This window comes from Actinoplanes sp. NBC_00393, from assembly GCF_036053395.1.
Classification (GTDB): Bacteria; Actinomycetota; Actinomycetes; order Mycobacteriales; family Micromonosporaceae; genus Actinoplanes.
The window spans coordinates 312,139-331,706 of the sequence record NZ_CP107942.1 but is presented as its reverse complement, the minus strand read 5'-3'; the positions used below and the strand labels follow the sequence as shown (position 1 = coordinate 331,706).

The 19,568-nt window shown below is 70.9% G+C and carries 25 protein-coding genes; 7 read left to right on the top strand and 18 right to left on the bottom strand.

Translation table 11 applies throughout. The features are described 5' to 3' along the window. Positions 1-80: 80 nt before the first annotated feature. Positions 81-1,181 carry an RNA ligase RtcB family protein gene (locus OHA21_RS01470; RefSeq protein WP_328469303.1) on the bottom strand — a complete coding sequence of 367 codons (1,101 nt, stop codon included), beginning with the start codon at positions 1,179-1,181 and terminating at the stop codon, positions 81-83. A gap of 220 nt (positions 1,182-1,401) precedes the next feature. Between OHA21_RS01470 and OHA21_RS01465 the strand changes: the two genes are divergently transcribed. Then, a complete protein-coding gene (locus OHA21_RS01465) occupies positions 1,402-2,271 on the top strand; it encodes a poly(ethylene terephthalate) hydrolase family protein (RefSeq protein WP_328469301.1) in 870 nt (289 codons plus the stop codon). Between the two features lie 42 nt (positions 2,272-2,313). Here OHA21_RS01465 and OHA21_RS01460 read toward each other — a convergent pair whose 3' ends face one another. From OHA21_RS01460 to OHA21_RS01445, 4 genes are all read right to left on the bottom strand, one after another. Further along, positions 2,314-2,736, bottom strand: a complete 423-nt coding sequence (locus OHA21_RS01460) for a hypothetical protein (RefSeq protein WP_328469299.1) — start codon at positions 2,734-2,736, stop codon at positions 2,314-2,316. A gap of 30 nt (positions 2,737-2,766) precedes the next feature. Next, positions 2,767-3,585, bottom strand: a complete 819-nt coding sequence (locus OHA21_RS01455) for a DUF72 domain-containing protein (RefSeq protein ID WP_328478247.1) — start codon at positions 3,583-3,585, stop codon at positions 2,767-2,769. 20 nt (positions 3,586-3,605) lie between these two features. Beyond that, positions 3,606-4,646: a LacI family DNA-binding transcriptional regulator gene (locus tag OHA21_RS01450; protein WP_328469297.1), complete on the bottom strand. Its 1,041-nt coding sequence runs from the start codon at positions 4,644-4,646 to the stop codon at positions 3,606-3,608. A 102-nt stretch (positions 4,647-4,748) separates the two neighbouring features. Further along, a complete protein-coding gene (locus OHA21_RS01445) occupies positions 4,749-4,919 on the bottom strand; it encodes a hypothetical protein (RefSeq protein WP_328469295.1) in 171 nt (56 codons plus the stop codon). Positions 4,920-4,996: 77 nt separating this feature from the next. Here OHA21_RS01445 and OHA21_RS01440 point away from each other — a divergent pair, with 77 nt between their 5' ends. Further along, entirely contained in the window at positions 4,997-5,650 is a 654-nt protein-coding gene (locus tag OHA21_RS01440) for a GntR family transcriptional regulator (protein WP_328469293.1), read from the top strand. After that, positions 5,647-5,889: a hypothetical protein gene (locus OHA21_RS01435; protein ID WP_328469291.1), complete on the top strand. Its 243-nt coding sequence runs from the start codon at positions 5,647-5,649 to the stop codon at positions 5,887-5,889. Before OHA21_RS01440 ends, OHA21_RS01435 begins: the two co-directional genes overlap by 4 nt. Before the next feature lie 47 nt (positions 5,890-5,936). On the opposite strand, the gene OHA21_RS01430 is transcribed toward OHA21_RS01435, so the two are convergent. Genes OHA21_RS01430 through OHA21_RS01410 form a run of 5 tightly spaced genes read right to left on the bottom strand, consistent with a single transcriptional unit; the run spans position 5,937 to position 9,892 of the window. Beyond that, positions 5,937-6,857 (bottom strand): DMT family transporter, encoded by a 921-nt coding sequence (locus OHA21_RS01430; protein WP_328469289.1) that lies wholly within the window; start codon positions 6,855-6,857, stop codon positions 5,937-5,939. Continuing rightward, positions 6,854-7,612, bottom strand: a complete 759-nt coding sequence (locus OHA21_RS01425; RefSeq protein WP_328469287.1) for an amino acid ABC transporter ATP-binding protein — start codon at positions 7,610-7,612, stop codon at positions 6,854-6,856. Before OHA21_RS01425 ends, OHA21_RS01430 begins: the two co-directional genes overlap by 4 nt. Next, positions 7,609-8,445 carry an amino acid ABC transporter permease gene (locus OHA21_RS01420; protein WP_328469285.1) on the bottom strand — a complete coding sequence of 279 codons (837 nt, stop codon included), beginning with the start codon at positions 8,443-8,445 and terminating at the stop codon, positions 7,609-7,611. Before OHA21_RS01420 ends, OHA21_RS01425 begins: the two co-directional genes overlap by 4 nt. 53 nt (positions 8,446-8,498) lie before the next feature. Beyond that, a complete protein-coding gene (locus OHA21_RS01415) occupies positions 8,499-9,362 on the bottom strand; it encodes an ABC transporter substrate-binding protein (RefSeq protein WP_328469283.1) in 864 nt (287 codons plus the stop codon). A gap of 32 nt (positions 9,363-9,394) precedes the next feature. Then, complete coding sequence (locus tag OHA21_RS01410; protein WP_328469282.1) at positions 9,395-9,892, bottom strand: hypothetical protein; 498 nt, start codon at positions 9,890-9,892, stop codon at positions 9,395-9,397. Between the two features lie 74 nt (positions 9,893-9,966). On the opposite strand from OHA21_RS01410, the gene OHA21_RS01405 reads away from it, so the two are divergent. Then, positions 9,967-10,392: a VOC family protein gene (locus OHA21_RS01405; RefSeq protein WP_328469280.1), complete on the top strand. Its 426-nt coding sequence runs from the start codon at positions 9,967-9,969 to the stop codon at positions 10,390-10,392. On the opposite strand, the gene OHA21_RS01400 is transcribed toward OHA21_RS01405, so the two are convergent. The 5 genes from OHA21_RS01400 to OHA21_RS01380 form a co-directional block, all read right to left on the bottom strand. Then, positions 10,389-10,748: a nuclear transport factor 2 family protein gene (locus tag OHA21_RS01400; protein ID WP_328469278.1), complete on the bottom strand. Its 360-nt coding sequence runs from the start codon at positions 10,746-10,748 to the stop codon at positions 10,389-10,391. The two genes, OHA21_RS01405 and OHA21_RS01400, sit on opposite strands and share 4 nt — an antisense overlap. 75 nt (positions 10,749-10,823) lie before the next feature. After that, entirely contained in the window at positions 10,824-11,381 is a 558-nt protein-coding gene (locus OHA21_RS01395; protein WP_328469277.1) for an RICIN domain-containing protein, read from the bottom strand. A 773-nt stretch (positions 11,382-12,154) separates the two neighbouring features. Beyond that, positions 12,155-12,553 carry a tRNA (N6-threonylcarbamoyladenosine(37)-N6)-methyltransferase TrmO gene (gene tsaA, locus OHA21_RS01390; protein WP_328469275.1) on the bottom strand — a complete coding sequence of 133 codons (399 nt, stop codon included), beginning with the start codon at positions 12,551-12,553 and terminating at the stop codon, positions 12,155-12,157. A gap of 11 nt (positions 12,554-12,564) precedes the next feature. Continuing rightward, a complete protein-coding gene (locus OHA21_RS01385) occupies positions 12,565-13,503 on the bottom strand; it encodes a DUF2332 domain-containing protein (protein WP_442875055.1) in 939 nt (312 codons plus the stop codon). Continuing rightward, positions 13,500-14,141, bottom strand: coding sequence for a spermidine synthase (locus tag OHA21_RS01380; protein WP_328469273.1), 642 nt, complete (start codon positions 14,139-14,141; stop codon positions 13,500-13,502). Before OHA21_RS01380 ends, OHA21_RS01385 begins: the two co-directional genes overlap by 4 nt. Positions 14,142-14,173: 32 nt before the next feature. On the opposite strand from OHA21_RS01380, the gene OHA21_RS01375 reads away from it, so the two are divergent. From OHA21_RS01375 to OHA21_RS01365, 3 genes are all read left to right on the top strand, one after another. Then, positions 14,174-14,506 (top strand): gamma-glutamylcyclotransferase family protein, encoded by a 333-nt coding sequence (locus OHA21_RS01375; protein ID WP_328469271.1) that lies wholly within the window; start codon positions 14,174-14,176, stop codon positions 14,504-14,506. Between the two features lie 71 nt (positions 14,507-14,577). Then, complete coding sequence (locus OHA21_RS01370; RefSeq protein WP_328469269.1) at positions 14,578-14,799, top strand: hypothetical protein; 222 nt, start codon at positions 14,578-14,580, stop codon at positions 14,797-14,799. Between the two features lie 73 nt (positions 14,800-14,872). After that, complete coding sequence (locus tag OHA21_RS01365) at positions 14,873-15,547, top strand: hypothetical protein (RefSeq protein WP_328469267.1); 675 nt, start codon at positions 14,873-14,875, stop codon at positions 15,545-15,547. A gap of 155 nt (positions 15,548-15,702) precedes the next feature. Here the strand turns inward: OHA21_RS01365 and OHA21_RS01360 are convergent, their stop codons facing one another. The 3 genes from OHA21_RS01360 to OHA21_RS01350 form a co-directional block, all read right to left on the bottom strand. Then, entirely contained in the window at positions 15,703-17,229 is a 1,527-nt protein-coding gene (locus tag OHA21_RS01360; protein WP_328469265.1) for an alpha/beta hydrolase, read from the bottom strand. A gap of 35 nt (positions 17,230-17,264) precedes the next feature. Then, positions 17,265-18,065 (bottom strand): SAM-dependent methyltransferase, encoded by an 801-nt coding sequence (locus tag OHA21_RS01355; protein WP_328469263.1) that lies wholly within the window; start codon positions 18,063-18,065, stop codon positions 17,265-17,267. A gap of 387 nt (positions 18,066-18,452) precedes the next feature. After that, entirely contained in the window at positions 18,453-19,505 is a 1,053-nt protein-coding gene (locus OHA21_RS01350) for a M14 family zinc carboxypeptidase (RefSeq protein ID WP_328469261.1), read from the bottom strand. Positions 19,506-19,568: the final 63 nt, after the last annotated feature.

The following is a 19,568-nucleotide window of genomic DNA, read 5'->3' as shown; positions in this document are numbered from 1 at the left end:
TGTTGGACCCGGCCGGATGCCAGTGGACCACGGTCGGCAGCGGGGCGGCAACAGCCGGCAAATGTGATCTTGAGCGTTGCTCAACGCCGGCCGGTGCGGCGCGGACCGAGGTCGGCGGTCTTGTACGTGACCACCGGCACCGTGGTGACGACCGGGGTGGCCAGACCGTGCCTGACCAGGTCGCCGATCACCTGCTCGATCCGCTTGTACGCGGTCGGCGCCTCCTCGAACAGCAGCTGCCGGTCGCCGCAGACGACAAGCGAGCCGACGGGCGTACGCCGCAGCTCTTCCACCGTGTGCTTGGCCTTGCCGCGGCGCAGCGCATCCGCCCGGGACATCTTGCGTCCCGCGCCGTGCGCGACCGAGTGCCCGGCCTCCGGGCCGGCGTGGGCGGCCACCAGGTAGGAATGCGTGCCGCGGGTGCCGGCGATCAGCACGTCCCGGCCGTCGCCCGGCGCCGCGCCCTTGCGATGCAGGTAGACGCCGTCACGGACCTCGACCGAGTTGTGGCAGACGTCGACGATCGGCTCACCGATCTCGGCGCCGAGGGCCGCGGCGACCCGCTCCGCCATCAGCCGCCGGTTCAGATGCCCCCAGCGCACGGCCGCATCGTGCATCGCCAGGTAGGCGCCCGGATCCGGGGCGGGCCCGGCGCCGTGCCGCTCGGTGTGTGCCCGCAGGATCCGCTCGCCGAGACCGCGCGAACCGCTGTGCACGATCAGGACCACGTCACCGGCGGCCATGCCGAGACGGCCGGCGTGCGCGGCGTCGAGAACGGCGTCGACCCGGGCCAGTTCGACGAAGTGGTTGCCGCGGCCGACCGTGCCGAGGCTGTCGGTGTAGCCGGCCGGGATGTCGGTGTCCGGCAGGTCGGCGGGATCGAGCGGCTCGTCCAGGTCGGGGAAGCGGGCCGCGATCCGCTCCGGCACGACCCGCTTGAGCCGCAGCGGGAAGACGGCGATGCCGCAGCCGATGTCGGAGCCGACGAGCAGCGGGTAGAGCACGGTCGACGCCATCGCGGCGCCGATCGGGGCGCCCTTGCCGGGGTGCAGGTCGGGCATGCCGGCGACGTGGGTCATGCCGGGGAGGGCGGCCACCTGGTGGCACTGGTCGACGGCGCCGGACTCGATCCAGGAGCCGGGCGCGGCGAAGACTCTGACGGTTGCAGACGTGGACTGCACGAACGCTCTCTTCTGCGAGGAGTTGCTTCTCTGAAGGCCGAGGCGGTTCGTCAGTACGTCATGCCGATCACTCTCGTCGCGGCGGCCGGCAGCGGCAACCGATTTACCGCCATATCACGGCGGCAGGTAGCGGCTGGGATTACCACTTTGTTACTGGCGGGTTACCTTCATTGCATCCATCGATGGCAATGATTCTCCCGCCTACCCCTGGGAGTTCCAGATGCCCTTCTCCGCTTTCCGGACCGCTCTCTGCGCCGCCGCCGTCAGCGCCGCGCTGCTGGTCGCGCCCGCCGCGCCGGCCCAGGCCGCCAACCCGTACGAGCGTGGCCCGGCACCCACCAACGCCAGCATCGAAGCCAGCCGCGGATCGTTCGCGATCGCCCAGGTCACCGTGTCCCGGTCCAGCGTCACCGGGTTCGGCGGCGGCACGGTGTACTACCCCACCAGCACCACGGCCGGCACCTTCGGCGCGGTGGCCGTCTCGCCCGGCTTCACCGCCTCCCAGTCCAGCATCGCCTGGCTCGGCCCGCGGCTCGCCTCACAGGGCTTCGTGGTGATCACCATCGACACGCTGAGCACGCTCGACCAGCCGGACAGCCGCGGCAGCCAGCTGCTCGCGGCGCTCGACTACCTGACCCAGCGCAGCACGGTGCGCACCCGCATCGACGCCACCCGGCTCGGCGTCATGGGTCACTCGATGGGCGGCGGCGGCAGCCTCGCCGCGGCCCGCACCCGCCCGGCGTTGCAGGCGGCGGTTCCGCTGACCCCGTGGCACGGCACCAAGAGCTGGACGACCGTACGCGTCCCGACAATGATCATCGGCGCGGAGAACGACACGGTCGCGCCGGTGTCCTCACACTCCGAGCCGTTCTACACCAGCCTGTCGGCGGCGCCGGACAAGGCGTACCTGGAGCTCAACAACGCCAGCCACTCCGCGCCCACGTCCGGCGGCAACGTCACCGTGGCGAAGTACAGCCTGTCCTGGCTCAAGCGCTTCATCGACAACGACACCCGCTACGACCAGTTCCTCTGCCCGGCGCCGTCGGGGTCCGCGATCCAGGAGTACCGCAACACCTGCCCGCACTCCTGACCTACCTGCTGCGGGCGGGACACCACGTCCCGCCCGCGGTGCTCAGTCCAGCAGCCAGGTGTTCATCTGGCGCCCGTAAGGCGTGAGCGCGAGGACGAGCAACAGCACCCAGACGGCGGTCAGCGCGAATCCCCAGCGCAGCGCCTTGCGGTCGGCGACCCTCCGAGCGCCGGCGATGCCCGCCACCCCGAGCATCAGCGCCGCGAATGCGACCGGGTAGACCAGCATCGCCACCAGCCGGCAGATGCCGACGATCCAGGTCAGCGGGTTGCCGACACCCCCCGGCATGGAGTCCTTCGGGTCGCCGAGCCGATCCAGGCCCGGGTCGAGCAGCGCGCCGGCGTCACCGGTCTGCACGACCGCGAGGACCAACACCCCGAAACCACCGATCAGGTACGCCACCAGCAGCACGCCCTGAGTCCAGAGCGCCACCCGGCCGCCGACCGTGTCCCGTACCTGTGTCATGGCCGGGGAACCTACCGCAGCGCGCGGCGATCAGAACAGGGTGAGCGGCCCGATCGGCTCCGGGGCCGGCAGTGGATCGAGTTGCGGCACCCGGGCCCGGACCTCGTCGTGGAAGCGGCGGCACAGCTCCGGCGCGTCCGCGTTGTCGGGCGTGTGCACGAAAACCGTCGGTGAGCGGCCCTCCCGCAGCCAGCCCGCCACGGTCTCCACCCACCGCTGCCAGCCCTCGACGGTCCGCTCCGGCGAGTCCCGGCCCAGGTAGCGCACGATCGGGCGGTCGGTCAGCGCCCGCATGCGCAGCGGCATCCGCGGCTTCTTCGTCCACGCGTCCCGCTCGGCGTCGCTGGCCGGCGGGGTGGTGAAGAACGACGTCGTGTCGAACGGGATCCACTCCGCCCCGACCGGACCGAGCACCTCCTCCAGACCGCGCGGGTCGTCGAAGAAGGCGGGATGGCGTACCTCCACCGCGTACCGATGCTCGGCGGGCAGACCCCGTAGGAAGCGGGACAGGACCGGCAGATCGCCGGGTCCGAAGGACCCCGGCAGCTGAACCCAGAGCGCATGCGTGCGCGGCCCGAGCGGAGCGATCGCGTCGAGGAAGGCGCGCAGCGGCTCCTCGGCGCCGGTGAGCCGGTGCTCGTGCGTGACCACCTTGGGGATCTTCAGGACAAACCGGAAGTCCTCACCGGTCTGCGCAGCCCAGCCGGCCACCGTCTCCCGGGTGGGGGTGGCGTAGAACGTGGTGTTGCCCTCGACCGCGTTGCACCACCCGGCGTAGGCCCGCAACCGCTCCGGCGGGGTGGCCGGATGCGGCAGGAACCGTCCCTGCCAGGACTTCAGGCTCCACATGGCGCAGCCGACGTGCAGTCTCACCGCCGCACAGTACCCGTGGAGGCGCGAGCCACCAGCGCCGGCACGAACGTCGCCTGCTCGTGCACGTGATCGGGGTTGGTCGCCTCGTCCAGGACCAGGCGCGCGGCGGTGCGGCCCAGCTCCTGCCGCGGCTGGCGCACCGAGGTGAGCGGGACGGCGGCGGCCGCGGCGAAGTCGATGTCGTCGAACCCGACGATCGCCAGGTCGTCGGGAACCCGCAACCCGGCGGTGACCGCGTGCTGGAGCAGGCCGAGCGCGAGCAGGTCGTTGGCGCAGAAGGCGGCCGTGGGCCGGCGGCGGCTCGGCAGGCCGGCGAGACGTTCACCGGCGGAGCGCCCCTCGCTGACGGTCATCGCCTCGGTGGGCAGGTGGACGAAGTCCTCCTCGGCCATGCCGAACTCGTTCCAGACCGCCCGGGCGCCCTGCAGCCGCTCGCGGACCTGGCCGATGCTGGCCGGGCCACCGACGAACGCGACCCGCTGGTGCCCCCGGTCGAGCAGGTGCTCCACCGCAATGCGGCCGCCGAGCACGTCGTCGACCGAGACCGAGCAGTGGTCGCCGGCGGCGCTGAGCCGGTCGACCATGACGAACGGGATGCCGCGCCGGGCGACCTCCTCCAGATGCGGCGCGTCCGGGTCGACCGGGGTGATCAGAATGCCCTGGACCCGCTGCTGGACGAGCCGGTCGAGGTGTTTGGCCTCGCGCTCGGCCCGGCTGTTGCTGTTGCAGACGAACAGGGAGAGGTCGGCGTCCTCGGCCGCGGTCTCGATGCCCTCGGCGACGTCGTGGAAGAACGGGTTGCCGCCGTCGAGCATCACGTAGGCCAGGGCGCGGCTCGTGCCGGCCCGCAGCTGCCGGGCCGACTCGTTGCGGATGAAGCCGAGCTCGGCCATCGCACGCTCGACCCGCTCACGAGTGGCGGTGCTGACCACCGCGGGACGGTTGAGCACGTTGGAGACCGTGCCCAGGGAGACGCCCGCCGCCGCGGCGACGTCCTTGACCGACGGGGCGCGACCGTTGCGGGGCGGTTGGCTCACCGGGCCTCTTCTCTCCTCGAAACCCTTGAAACGTCATAGGGGAGCATAAAGCATTCATGCCGCAGTGGTTGCCCACAAGGGATCCCATCCGGGTGAAACATTTCAACGGCATCGCCGAGCCGGCTGGGCCTGCCGGTAGAAGACCCGGGCGAAGAAGGCACCACCGCCCCGGAACAGCATGATCCACGCATCGAGGAAGCGGGTGGAATCCTCCGTGACGCCCAAGTCGGTGACCAGTTCGGTGGGCCGTTCCGGATCTACCGTGATCGGCACGTTGTGGGCGCGACCCGAGGACGATCAATGGCCGGGTGTCACCCCACTCAGTGTACCGGGATGTATACCATTGCCCCATGAGCACACCGCCGCCCCCGTCCCGCACCGTCGACCGCGCCGACGTGGTGCACGAGCGGCTCCGCGACGCCATCCTCTCCGCCGAGCTGCGGCCCAACCACCGCCTGGTCGAGAAGGAGATCGCCGACTGGCTCGAGGTCAGCCGCACCCCGGTGCGCGAGGCGCTGTTCCGCCTCGTGCAGGAGGGCCTGGTGGTTCAGCGTAAGGGCTGGGTGGTCCGCGATCACACCCCCACCGAGATCCTGGAGATGATCGAGGCGCGTTCCGGCGTCGAGGCGCACGCTGCGTACCTCGCCGCGCAGCGGATCACCGCGCCGCAGCTGGCGCGGATGGAGGAGCTGATCGAGACGATGGAGGACGACTCGATCTCCCGGCTCAAGCTCAACGAGCTCAACAACGTCTTCCACGACATCATCACCGAGGCCAGCACCAACACCGTGGTGGCCCAGCTGCATCGGCGCACGAAGATCAACTACTGGAACCTCAACCAGCCGGTCGTCTTCACCCCCGCCGACGACGAGATCGTCAACACCCAGCATCGCCAGCTGGTCACCGCGCTGCGCGACGGCGACGGCGAGACCGCCGCCCGGGTGGCCCGTCAGCACGTGGAGAACACCGCCCGCATCATCCGGGCCGCCCTGGGCATCAAGTGATCGCCCGGGTCGACCACACCCACCTCTTCCCCGGCGCGATCATCCATCTCCCGGGGCCCGGCAGCGCGCTCACCCTCGAGTTCTCCGACGGCAGCCGGGTCACCGCCGAGATCATCGGCGGCAGCCTCGCGGTCGAGGCCCACACGACCGCCGCCGGCACGGCGATCCCCGCCAAGGTCTGGGCGATCAAGGAACAGACCCCGCGGACGCTTCGGCTCGGCGCCAGACTTCCGGCTTAACCCTTTTCTGGTACGGGTTTTCGAGAAGTTCCCGCCGCACCGCGCGATCATCTGCCGGTCCGGGCCGCCCGGCGGGCGCCGGGCTCATGCAGTCTGCCGCGGCCGATCCCGCGTACGGCCTCGGAGGCGAAGACGGCCAGCCCGCCCAGGATCAGCGCCAGGGCCACCCACTGACGGCTGTTCACCGATTCGCCCAGGACGAGCACGCCCAGGGCGATCCCGACGATCGGCTGCAGGTAGGTGTTGAACGACGTGGCACTCGACCCCCACCGCAGGATGAACCGGAAGAACAGCAGGTAGCAGAAGGCTGACGCGAACACCCCCAGCTCCAGGACGGCGAGCAGCGGGAGCAGGCCGGGACTGTGCGCGGGCCACACTCCCCCGGCCAGGGCCGCCGCCGGCAGCAGGTAGAGCAGGCTCGCGGTGATCTGGCCCCAGGCGATGACGAGCGGGTTCAGGCCGGCCAGGTGACGGCGGGTGTAGACGTTGCCGGCCGCGTACAGGGCGGAGCTCAGCACCACGACCAGCGGCCACCCCCACGATCCGGCGCCGCCGCCGTGCCAGCCGGAGAGCACGGTGACGCCGGCGAAGGACAGGGCGACGCCGAGCAGCCGCCGGCCGCTGAACGGTTCGGCCCGCAGCAGGCCGGCGAAGAGGAACACGAAGACCGGGGTGGTGGCCGACAGCACCACGGTCAGCGACGACGTCACGTGCTGCTGCGCCGCGGTGAGCAGCAGGAACGGCAGGGCGATGTTGAACCCGCCGAGCACCACGAGATGCCCCGCCGCCCGCTGTGCCGGAAGCGGTGGACGGCGGATCAGCACCACACCGGTCAGCACAGCCGCGGCCAGCGCCATCCGCAGGACGACGACCCCGACCGGGGTGAACGAGCGCAGCGCGATCGCGGTGAAGAAGAAGCTCGCTCCCCAGCCGGTGGTCAGCAGCGCGAAGAGCAGCCGGTCGGTCACCCCGTCATCCGGGCCAGGAACGCACGGGTCCGCTCGTGCGACGGGTCGCGCAGCAGCTTGTCCGCCGGCCCCTCCTCGACGATCCGGCCGTCCACCATGAACACGACCCGGTCGGCGATGTCCTCGACGAGCGGGATGTCATGGGTGGCGATCAGCATCGTGCACTGCGACCGGGCCAGGTCCCGGATGACGCCGGCCACCTCGACGCGCAGTTCCGGGTCGAGGGCGCTGGTCGGCTCGTCCAGCAGGATCATGCTGGGGTCCATCGCCAGCGCTCGGGCGATGGCGACCCGCTGCTGCTGGCCGCCGGAGAGCTCGCGCGGGTAGTGGTGTTCGCGGCCGGTGAGCCCCATCCGGTCCAGCAGCTCCCGGGCCTTCTCCCGGGCAGCGCGTTTCGGCAGGCCCAGCACCTCGCGTGGCCCGTAGGCGACGTTCTGCGCCGCGGTCATGTGCCGGAACAGGTGGAAGTGCTGGAAGACCATGCCGATCCGGGCGCGCCGGCGGCTGGCCTCCTTGTCGCTCAGCGGCTCCAGGCAGCCGTCGGCCTCGCGGTAGCCGACCAGCTCGCCGTCGACCGAGATGTGCCCGGAGTCGATGGTCTCCAGGTTGTTGACGCAGCGCAGAAAGGTGCTCTTGCCGGCGCCGGACGGCCCGATCAGGGCGACGATCTCGCAGTCGGCGACCTCGACCGAGACGTCCTTCAGCACCTGCAGGTCGCCGTAACTCTTGAACACGTGACGGGCGGAGAGAGTCATCGCGGGGGGAACTTTCGCTCGACGAAGTGCTGGCCGATCGTGATCACGGCGGTCAGCAGCAGGTACCAGAAGGCCGCGACCAGCAGCAGCTCCAGGTACTTGAAGTTGGTGTAGTAGACCCGGCTGACCGACAGCAGGATCTCGGAGTAGCCGATGGCGTACGCCAGCGAGGTGTTCTTGATCATGAGGATGTACTGGTTCGCGAGGGCCGGCAGCACGATCCGGAACGCCTGGGCCAGCACGATCTGCCGCATGATCTTCCCGGCCGGCACACCGAGGGCCCGTGCCGCGTCCCGTTGCCCGGCGTCGACGCCCTGGATGCCGCTGCGCACCACCTCGGCCATGTAACCGGCCTCGGCCAGGGTCAGCGCGAACAGCCCGGCCACGAACGGGGTGAAGAAGTTGCTGGCCGGCTGGTACGGGACGAGCACGATGTCGGTGCCCGGAACGTAGAGGCCGACGTGCCCGACCACCCGCGGCACCGCGTAGAACCAGATCAGCAACTGCACCAGCATGGGCGTGCCGCGGAAGACGAAGACGTAGAGGGACGCGCCGGCTCGCAGCACCGGGTTGGCGCTGATCCGCAGCAGCGCGACGCCGGTGCCGAGCACCAGGGCGAGCGCCGTGCTGAGGGTCGCGAGGGAGAGGGTGCCCCAGACGGCTTTGAGGATGGTCGGCCCGAACAGGTACTCACCGACGGTGGCGATGTCGAAGACGCCGGAGGAGAGGAACGGGTAGACGACGGTGGGGATGAGGGCGACGACCACGGCGGCCTGGACGATCTGGCCCCATTGCCGCGGACGGCGTACCGGATAGAAGACCTTGTCGCTCACATGCGCTCTCTATGGAAAAGGGTGCGGGCGGCGGCATCGCCGCCCGCGCCGTCTCAGGGCTTGCCGGTGAGTTCGCCGTTGTAGGCCGGCTGGGTGAGGCCGCCGGTCTTGAGGTTCCAGCCCTCCAGGATCCTGGTGTACGTGCCGTCGGCCATCATGTCGCCGAGGGCCTTGAAGACCGCGTCGCGCAGCGCGGCGTTGCCGTTCTTCCCGAAAGTGAAGTTGATCAGGTAATCCACCAGGTGATAGTCCGTCGTGGCGAACTGCCCGGGGTTCTCCTTGACGATGTACTGCGCCTGGGCGAGGTCCGGCGCGTACGCGGTGATCCGCTCGGACAGCAGCCCCTGCAGACCGAGCGGCGTCGAGGTGTAGAACTCGATCTGGATCGGCTTGCCGCCACACTTCTCGTTGAGGGTGGCCACCGCCTTCTCCAGCGTGGTGGAGCCCTCGAGCATGCCGAGCTTGTGGCCGCACATCGACTCGCCGGTGGTGTACTTACCCTCGTCGGCCGCCCGGACCAGGAACGTCGCCCCGGACTGGTAGTAGCCGATCATGTCGACCTGCTGCAGCCGTTCCGGGTTGACGCTCATCCCGCCCGACCCCATGTCGAACTGCTGCGCCTGCAGCCCGGTGATCAGCGCGGAGTAGTCGGACTGGACCCATTTCGGGGTGAGGCCGAGCCGTTTCGCGATCTCGGCGACGATCTCCACGCCGAAACCGGTGAGCTCACCGGCGCCGTCCTCGCGGAACTCGCCGGGGATGTAGGACTGCTGGGACCCGATCATCAGGGTTCCGCCCTGGATCGTGGTGAGGCCGCCGGCCTGGTCGTCGGCGGCGGACTCCGGTTTGCCGCAGCCGGCGACGGCGAGCGCCGTCGCCAGCAGCACGGCCGGGAGCAGACGTATCTTCCTTGACATGCTCGTCTCCCTGGTCGAGTCGGCGGTGCCGGTTACCGGCTGTCGGCGGAGCGGCCGGGTTTGCCGGCCGGCATCGGGCGGTCGAAGTCCGGGCACTCGGCGGCCTCGTCGAAGGTCCGCTGCACCTCGGCCCGGTAGTCAGCCGGGAAGTTCTGCTCCGCGAGACCGTTCGGGACACGTTCCCAGTAGAAGCGCGGCGGCCGCATCCGGATGCCGGGTTGCGAGAGAACGTACGTGAAGCAGTCGTACGCCTGACCGTCGTCCCCCCGGACGGTGAGGAAGACGATGTCGAAGTCGTCGAACTCGTCCTTGAGCCGGGCGTCGTCCACCTGGAAGACGATGCCCTGCGCCGCCTTGCCATAGGTGCCGCGGTCGGCGAGGTGGCACCAGCCGCGGTCGGTGCGCTTCCCCGACGCGCGGAACTGGACCTGATGGTTGGGCGCCACCGCCTTCGTGACCGGCGAGGCCTCGGGCAGGTATTTCCGCAGCTCGTCCTCGAGCAGGTAGGTGCAGTAGCCGAAGTAGTACATGGAACCTCCTGGCGTTGGTGCACCGCAATGTATACCGTCTGGTGTGCCGTACAGAAGTCATCGGGAGGTAAAAGTTGTTTCAGCGCCTGCATCACGTCTGCGTCGTGGTCGCCGACCTGGAGAAGGCCGTCGCCTACTACGAGGGACTCGGCGTCGGGCCGTTCTTCGACTACCCCAAGGGCACGCCGTACGTCGAGTTCGAGGTGCCCGACCCCGCAGCCTCGGCCCAGATGCGGTACAAGTGCGCCGACCTGGAGAACGTCCAGCTTCAGCTCTGCCAGCCGGGCACCCTCGACTCGCCGCAGCGGCGCTTCCTCGACGAGCGCGGCGAGGGCGTCTACCACCTGGGCTTCGAGGTGCCGGACCTGCCGGCCGCGCAGCAGGAAGCTGCCGGCCGGGGGCTCGGCGTGATCGCCCGCGGGCTACGGGCGGACGGGTCGGGCTTCTGCTACTTCGACACCCGCGCCGACGCGGGGGTGGTCCTGGAGGTCCGCCGCTAGAGGACGGCGATGTGCGCGGCGACGATGCGCCAGCCGTTCTCGTACGCCCAGGTGCGCGTGTAGCGCATCCGGGCGGAGAACGGCGCGCCGCCGAAGGTGCCGGAGACGGTGCCGGTGAAGAACGTGACGCCGGTGCTGCCGACGACCAGCGTCTCCAGGCTCTCCTCGACCAGTTCCCCGACCACCGAGGCGCCGGACCGGTACGCGTCCAGGTCGTCCTGCTTGCGGTAGCGGGCCCCGTCCGGCCCGATCGCGATCAGGCGGTCGTCGAGCAGCCGGTCGAGCTCGGCGACGTCACCGGCACGCTGGGCGGCCTGCAGACGGTGTTCCGCGGTGATCAGTTCGGCCTCGATCATGCGCCCACCCTAACCGCAACGGGGTCTCCGGCACGTCCGCCGGAGACCCCGTCAGCTACCGATCACCGGCCGGTCTCACCGGTCTTCCCACTGCCAGAGCTGGTCGAGCTGGTAGGTGATGCAGGTGTACTGGATGGCCTGCACCCCCTTGTTCGGGCTGTCACCGGGGATCGCCAGACACTTGCCGCTCTTGCGGTTCTTGAGCTGGAAGAACCCGGTGTCGTTCGGCAGGTAGACGCGCTTCCACTGCTGGTCGTGGTTGCTGGTGTCGTAGGTCCACTGGATGATCGGCGCCCCGTTGTCGGTGCGGCCCCCGCTCACCCCCATCGCCTTCCAGTCGGGCGTGCCGGCGTTGCGCAACGAGATGTAGCCGTTGCCCCGGTCGACGATCAGCCAGTCCTGGTTGGGGGCCGCCTGCTTGTCCGGCCCCACGATGTCCTTCGTCCACTGGATGACCTTGCCGCCGTTGGCATCGCTGCTCCCGCTGATGCCCAGGACCAGGCCGGTGGTCTTCCTCTCGATCATCCGCCAGCCGTCACCCGGCTTCGCCTGTGCGGCGCCCGGCGCGGCGGCCACGCCCAGAACGGCAACCAGGGCCGCGGCGACGTATCGAGTCCCCCGTGCAGTCTTCAAACCGACCTCTTCCGTCCACATAGGTGATAAACGAAGATCGATTCAAGCATCTATCTTGAGCGATGGTCAATATCCGCCGGCGGCCGGGCCATCGACCAGGAGACCGGGCGGCCGCGGCCGGGCTGGCCACCCTGCTCGGCGAGCTGTCGCTGCGGCCGCGCATCGGCGCGTTCCAGGCCGCCGCGCTGAACGTGCTGCCGCCCGCTGGCCGGCGAGGCGTGGGTGACCATCCTGGCCGGGCACGCCGCGCGGGCCCAGTTCGACCGGGCCGCGGCGGCCGCCGGATTCACCCCGGACATCCGGTTCCAGACCGATCCCTGGGCCGGCGAGGCCGCCCCACCATCTCCGTCGATCAGGCCGGTGCGGTTTTGCAGGCGCGTTCTTCATCGAGGCGGCCCGGCCGGCAGCACAGAGGCGGGCCACGTCTCCTCCGGGATGAGCGTCCGAGAACCCCTTCGGCGCCACCCGGCGGGCAGATCCGGGCGACTCCGGTGGCAGATGAGTTCCCGAACGCCGGCACACCCGTAGCGGGTGTAACCACACCCGCTGTGGGTGTGGCCCTTCAACCGGAAGGTCTCCCGCCGCAGAACGCCGGCCGCCGCACGCACGGTGCTCTGCCAGCCGGGGCGGGCGCGGCTGGGCCGGAAGGAAGGACAGCCTGGTGCGTGCCTGCACCGCAACCCGGCCGGCCACCCGGCACATCTCGCGATCGAGGCGAGCGGCGGACGGCCGCCGACTCCGGGCCGACGGCGAGACCCCGACGCCGAAGTCCTCTAGCGGGTCGCGTCCAGGACCGGCTTGACGTCGATGACCGGGGTGCCGTCGACGGCCTCGAGGTCGGCCACCCGCACCCGGAGACCGTCGACGGCGAGCACGCGTACGCGGTGCAGGCCGACCGGGTTCGGCCGGTCCGAGGAGCGGGTGCTGAAGACGCCGGTCAGCGGGGTGCGCGGGTCGTCGCGCGGATGGACGGCGAGCACCGAGCGGTCGGCGAGGTGCAACCAGGTCAGCACGAACACGTCGTCGCCGGGCCGCAGGTCGCGGAGGCCGTCGGCGACGGTGGGATGGAACGCCAGCCAGGCCTCCGGACCGCCCTCCACGCCCTGCTTCGGCGCGGTCGCGGGATCGGCCAGCGGTGACTCGACCACGGCGACGGGACGGATCTCGTACATCGTGTCTCCTCTCAGGCGAACCAGGTCAGGCCGTCACCGTGCGCCCGCGCCCAGGCCTGCGGCTTGCCGTCGAGGGCGAGCACGTTGTGCAGGGTCGCGTCGGGCGGGGGCGGCAGATTCCCGTGGCTGATGACGGTCGGGTTCTCCACCGCCACCCAGTGCGCGGGCAGGTCGCGGACCAGATCGACGAAGGCCTGCCGGCGCGGCTCGGGAACCTGGTAGAGCACCGACGTGTGGAAGATGACCAGGGTGACACCGGGTGGCGCCTGGGCAGCCAGGGCGGGCAGGTCGTCGACCAGGTCACCGCGTACCAGATGGGGTCGCTCGGCCGCGGCGATGCGCGCCGCGGCACGCAGCCGCGCCCGGCGATGCTCCTGTTCGGGCCAGATCAGCGCCTGCAGCCAGGCAGCGTCGGCCGGGTCGGTCACGTCCAGCGGGTTCAGGTCCAGACCGGCACGCCACACCACTTCGGGTACGCGTGACGGCGGCGCCACCCCGGTCAGAGCGCAGTCGAGCACCGGCTCGTCACCGGCGCCGAGCAGGTGGTCGCCGTAGCGGTAGGAGTACCGGTCGGGGAAGAGGTTGAGCCCGGCGCTGGCGCCGACCTCGAGCAGGGCGAGCGGCTGCGGCAGGGCGGCCAGCACCGGCAACAGCAGGGCGCACCGGGCCGGCTCGTTGGTCTGGGTCGCCCGGGTGCGGATGTGCGACTCCACCTCGGGCCAGTGTTCCGCGGCGAAGTTCAGGAAGGCCGCCGGATCGGTGACCGGGCCGCCGAGGAACTGGACGACCGCGAACAGCAGGTTGGGCTGCCGTTTCGCCGGGGGCAGCGAGTCCAGCAGAGCGAGCAGCCGGTCGTCGCGGGAAACAGCGGCGGCGAGCGCTTCGTAGGCCGGTGACTCGCCGGCGGCCTCGCGGGCGGCGAACTCGGCATACGTCATGGCGGTCTTCACCGCCGCGATGATGCCACGTGGACGACGTCCGGTTCGCCCCGTGGCACCGGCACGCGGACAGTTTGGGTGGGGCCGATCCGGCGGTCGAGTTCGGCGGCGAAGCGGGGCGAGTCGGCGGCGCTCCAGACGGCGAGGACGCCGCCGGGGTTCAGCCGGGCGCGCAGCAGGTCGAGGCCGGCGGGCTCATACAGGCCGGAGTTGGCGGCGAAGACGGTCCAGTCGGGGCCGTTGTCGATGTCCAGGCAGACCGCGTCGTACCGGTCGGTGGTGGTGTGCAGCCACGTCGTCAGATCGGCGGTGATCACGCGTACCCGGGGGTCGTCGAGCGCGCCCTCGCTGTACGGCCGCAGCACGCCGCGGTGCCAGCCGACGACCACCGGTTCGATCTCGACGACGACGATCTCCGCGGCGTCCGAGCGGGCCGCCTCGGCGAGCGAGAAGCCGACGCCGAGACCGCCGATGAGCAGCCGCGGTCGTGGCCCGGCGCGGTCCAGTGCCTCGCGGACCAGGGCGCGCTCCGACTCGCCGGAGCGGGTGTCCATCAGGAAGACGCCGTTGCTGATCAGCTCGTAGTGGCCGTCCCGCCGGCGCAGCACCAGCTCACCACGCTCGGTGATGATGCGCTCCACAATGTCCATTGCTCGCAGCGTATCGCCGTTAAGGTGCGGTCATGCCGTTGCTGTTTTCCTACGGGACCCTGCGCGACCCTGCCGTACAGATGGCCAATTTCGGCCGTGAGCTGCCCGGCCACCCGGACCGGATCCTCGGTTTCCGCCTCGAACGCGTGCAGATCACCGATCCGCGCGTGCTCGCGGTGAGCCGCCAGTCCCACCATCCGATCCTGCACGCCACCGGCAGCCCGGCCGACGGCGTCGACGGCGCCGTCTTCGAGGTCACCGACGAGGACCTGCTACTCGCCGACGAGTACGAGGTCGACGACTACCACCGGGTCGAGGCCACTCTCGCCTCCGGGGCCACCGCCTGGGTCTACATCGCCCGCTGATCGGTGTTTCGCGGGCGGCTCGGCGGGCAGGTAAAAGAGCAGACAGATAGTCCAGGAGGAGGTTCGTCCCGATGGCCCGCAAGGAGCACGACGTCAACCGCAGCGCCCGCAGTGGACGGTTCGTGAAGGAGAGCACCGCTGAGCGTTCACCGCGGACCACGACGACCGAGCGTGTCGGTGGCGGCAAGAGCGGTCAGAAGCGCGAGGTGCACCGCAGCGCGAGCACCGGCCGCTTCGTGAGCTCGGCCACCGCCGAACTGCACTCTTCGACCACCGAGACACAGCGCGTCTGACCTGTGCTGCGACCGCCCTCCGCACCCGGGTGCGGAGGGCGGTCGTGTTTACCGGATCGGCTACCTTGAGCGCGTGCAGAAGCAGGTTGATCAGGAACAGCAGTGGCTCCTCTGGCCGGTTCGCGCTCTCGCTGTCGTGGTGGTGCTCCCGTTCCGGCTGCTCTGGGAGGGCGCGAAGCTGATCGGCCGGTTCCTGGCCTGGTTGTGGCGGCACCTCGTGGCGATCCCGGTGCTCTGGCTGTCCCGGCTGATCGGGGCCGGCCTGACCGTTCTCGGTCGCTGGCTCTCGGCCGCGCTGCGGGTGCTGATCGGTGTCCCGCTCGCCTGGCTGTGGCGGCAGGCGCTGCGTCCGGTGCTGCGCGCGATCTGGCAGTACGTGCTCCGCCCGGTCTTCGTGGCCGTGGTGCTGGCAGTCACGTTCGTGATCGAGCGGGTGGTGGCGCCGGTCGCCGGGTTCGTCTACCGGTGGGTGCTGGCCCCGGTCGGGCGCGCGCTCGTCTGGTTCCTGCGCGCCGGCTGGCAGGGCACTTCGTGGCTGGGCGTGCAGCTCTACCGGTTCCTGCTGCGCCCGCTCGGCATCGCGGTCGCGTGGCTGTGGCGGTACACGTTCGGCGCGCTGTTCCGCGGCATCGGCTGGCTGTGGAGCGTCACGGTGACTCCGGCTGCCCGGTGGATCCGCGACGAGATCCTGCGCCCAGCGGCGGCCGCGGCCCGGTCGGTGCTGGTCGCGGTCGGACTGCGGCGGTAGCGGGGCTCGCCATGCGGTAGAAATGGGGCGAGCCGCCCCGGCACCGGGGAATCGGCGACGAAGCGGCTCGAGTCATCAGGAGCCCGTGGGAGCGCTCCCAGGAGACGTTACAGCACATTGACGTTCTTGAGAAGATCTGTTGACCGAGCGCTTGATCAGACAGCCGGGAACGGCGGGCGGTCCTGCGCGCAGCGGCTGCCCACCGGCGGGACCTCACCGTGCAGCAGGTATCGGGCGTACCAGGCATCGACGCAGACGCTGTGATCGCTGGTGTGGCCGAACCCGTCCAGGGTCAGCAGCCGCGCGTTGCCGAGCCGGCGGGTCATCTGCACGGCGAACTCGTACCGGGTCGCCGGGTCGAAGGTCGGGTTGACCACCAGAATCGGCTGGGCGGTGCGCCTGTTCCACGGGCCGGCGTAACGCTCGTCGACCGGCGGCCAATTCGCGCAGCCCACCTCGCTGAACGCCTCCGCCCGGCCGAACGTCGGGTACACCGCCTCGAACGCGGCGGCGAAACCGGGATACCGCGCCGGTTCCCGCGGCAGCGGAGCGTCCGCGCAGTTCACTGCGAAGAAGGCGTCGTTCGAGGTGTACGAGTACGCGTCCGGCAGCCACCCCCGCACCGGCGGCGCCTGCGGCAACGGCTTCGGCCCCGGCACCTGCAGCACCATCGGATCACCGAAGATCTCGTCGTGGACGAACTGCAGGGTCTGCGCCGCCTCGGCGAACGCAGCCACGTCGTAGAGCATCCGCCCGGTGAACCCGACCAGATCGTCGAGGGTGACCGTGCCGAGGCTGGGCGACGTCACCGGGCCCTGCCGGAGCCGATCGCGCAGCCGCTCGAACTTGGCGCGGGCGTTCCCGGCGAAGGCACAGTTCAGCCCGGCCCGGTCGCACTCGGTGAGGAACCCGCGCAGGGCGATCTCGAAGCCGCCGGCCCGGGCGAACTTGTTGGCCAGCCGGGCGCCGGTGCGCTGCGCCGGGTCGACGCTGCCGTCCAGGATGATCGCCCGCACGCTGCCCGGGAACAGGTTGGCGTAGGTGGCGCCGATCAGCGTGCCGTACGACTTCCCGACGAAGGTGAGCTTCGCGTCCCCGACGGCCTGGCGCAGCAGGTCCAGGTCCTTCGCCACGTTCAGCGTGCTCATGTGAGTGAGCAGCGGCCCGGCGGTGCGCTTGCACCCCTCGGTGTATTCATAGTTGGCCCGCAGCGTCTCGCCGATCTGCTCCGGCGTCACCGGCACCCCGGTCATCCGGTCAAGCAGCGCCTCCGCCTCGGCGTCGGTGGCGAAACACTGGATCGGGTCGCTGGCGCCGATGCCGCGCGGGTCGAAGCCGACCACGTCGAAGCGGGCCAGCACCTCCGGCCCCAACAGGGCCGCGGCCGAGGTGACCAGACCGCGGCCGGCGCCGCCGGGACCGCCGGGGTTGACGAAGACGGTGCCGATCCGGCGCGCCGGGTCGCCGGCCGGGCGGCGGGCCAGAGCGATCGTGGTGGTCGCGCCGCGCGGCAGGTCGTGGTCCAGCGGCACTTCGTACGTGGAGCACTGGTAGCCGGCCAGGGGCTCCTCGATGCACGGCGCCCAGCTGACGGCCGGGGCGGCGGAGGCGGCGACGGGCACGGCCAGAGACGCCGTCAAGGCGGCGAGCATGACCGCGACCCGGGCCCACATGCCACGCATACTCTCACGTATTCACATAGATCCGCGCCTCTGTCTCAGCGCTTGATGCCGACACCGGCGTACGCCCCGACCCGCTCCGGGTGCTCGTCGACCGCGTCACCGGGCCCGGGCCGCCACTGCGGTATGAACACCAGACCCGGATCGACCAGGTCGAACCCGTCGAAGTACGCGGTGATCTGCGGCCCGGTGCGCAACACGATCTCGGTGCCGGTACGCCCGGACAGTTTCTGCGCCTCGATCACCTCGGGCGGCTGCCCGTCCGCGGTGGCGTGCGAGATCAGCAGGTAGCTGCCGGTCGTGACGGCGTCCCGCAGGGCGGCGACCAGCCCGGCCGGCCCGTCCGCGTCGGGGATGAAGTGCAGCACGCCGGCGAAGAGCACGGCGACCGGCTCGTCGAAGTCGATCAGGCCGAGCTTCTCGCTCTCGCCGAGCACCTGGTCCACGTCGCGGGCGTCGGCGCAGATCACGCCGGTCCGGTCGACGCCGGCCAGGATGGCCCGGCTGTGCTCGACGGCCACCGGGTCGATGTCGACGTAGACGACACTCGCGTCCGGCGCCACCTCCTGGACGATCTCGTGCACGTTGCCGGCGGTCGGGATGCCCGAGCCGATGTCGAGGAACTGCCGGATGCCCTGCCCGGCCAGATACCGCACGGCCCGGCGCAGGAAGACCCGGTTGGATCGCATGGTCTCACCGATGTTCGGCGTCATCGCGGCGATGTGCCCGGCCAGCTCCCGATCGACCGGGAGGTGGTGCGTGCCGCCGAGGAAGTAGTCGTACACCCGCGCGGCGCTGGGCTGATTCACGTCGATCCCGGCCGGCACCCAGTCCGTCACGGCGCACCCTCCACAGTCTCCGGCTTCAAGAACCACAACTGTCTATCGCCCGCGGCCGCCGACCGCAACCGACCGGCTCATCCCGCGCGGGTGCGAACGCGCTTCCGCACCGGGGGCGGCGGCACGGTCGCGCAGGTAGCCGAGGCGGACGGCAAGCCGGTCCTGCGGTTTCCCGGCCGGCCGTCCTGCCGCTGGTCCGACGGCACGAACTTCGTGCTGCTGGAGCGGGTGACGAGGACTTCCGGTTCACGGTGGGCCAGTGGTATCTGGAACAGCACTGGTGACAGCCGCACGGATCCGCGCCGACCAGAGCGACGTGGACACCGACCAGTTCCACGGCGGCCTGGACTCGATCGAGTTCGGCCGCCGGGAACTGCCCTCGGACGGTCAGGCGGCGTCGTCGCGGCTCAGGGTCGACAGCACACCCGGCAGCGCGGGACCGCGGGCCGGAATCTGATCGGCCCGGGCCGGGTCGATGCGCCACAGCGAGCCGTCGGCGGCGCCCTGCACGGTGGCGATCATCGAGACGAAGGCCGTGGTGATCTGGAACTCGGTCTGCTCCTCGGGCAGGTCGGAGAGCTCCACCAGCAGCGACGCGCTGCCCAGGATCCCGTACGCGTTCCGCGCGATCCCCTCGTAGTCACCGCCCGGGTAACGGGTCACGTACGCGCCGGGGACCCGGGAGGTGGCCTCGTCGGTGCGCACGGCCAGTTGCCGCCCGGCGGTGACCGCGGCGGCCGTGACCAGCGGGCTGGTCGGCCAGAGCACCGAGGCGGTGGTCTCCTCGCCGTCGGGCTGCAGGTAGCGGCCCTGCATGTGGTAGTCGACGACGATCCGCGGGCGGGTCTTCTGCCACAGCCGCAGCACGGCCCGGGACTCCGGCACCGGGTTGTCGGCGATCGGGGTCAGCGGGTTGTGGAACCGGTTGATGTCGTAGCCGACGCCCGGCGCGGAGTAGTCACCGCTTGCGCTCGGGTCGTGGTTGTAGCGCTGGTTGCGCACGGCGCCGTCCGGGTTGGCCTGCACCACGATGTCGACGGTGACCCGGTTGCGCAGCCAGCGGTGCCAGGCGGTGTCGGGGACACCGAGGGCCCACAGCGCGCGGATCGCGGCCGGGGTGCCGAGCGGCTCGTCGCCGTGCTGCTGGGTGACGAAGAGCAGCCTGGTCCGGCCGTGGCCGACGCTGGCCAGGCGCAGCGGGCGGTTCTCGTTGCTGCGGCCGATGACGCCGAGGCGGACCCGGCCGTCACTGGCGCGGGCGATCTTCGACAGCGCGCGGCGCACGTCGTCGGGGCTGGGACGGGCAGGGACCAGGCCGGCCGGTGTGGCGGTGGTCAGGCTGTCCAGGGTGGTGGGTGCGGGCTGGGCGGCGGCCGGGGTGGCGGTCAGGCCGACGGCGAGGACGGTGGCGGTGGCGAGGGCGGCGAACGTGGATCTCACGGCGGCTCCATCGTTTGACGTCGATGTCAAAGCTCACCGTAAGGAGACCGGCCGGGATCCGCC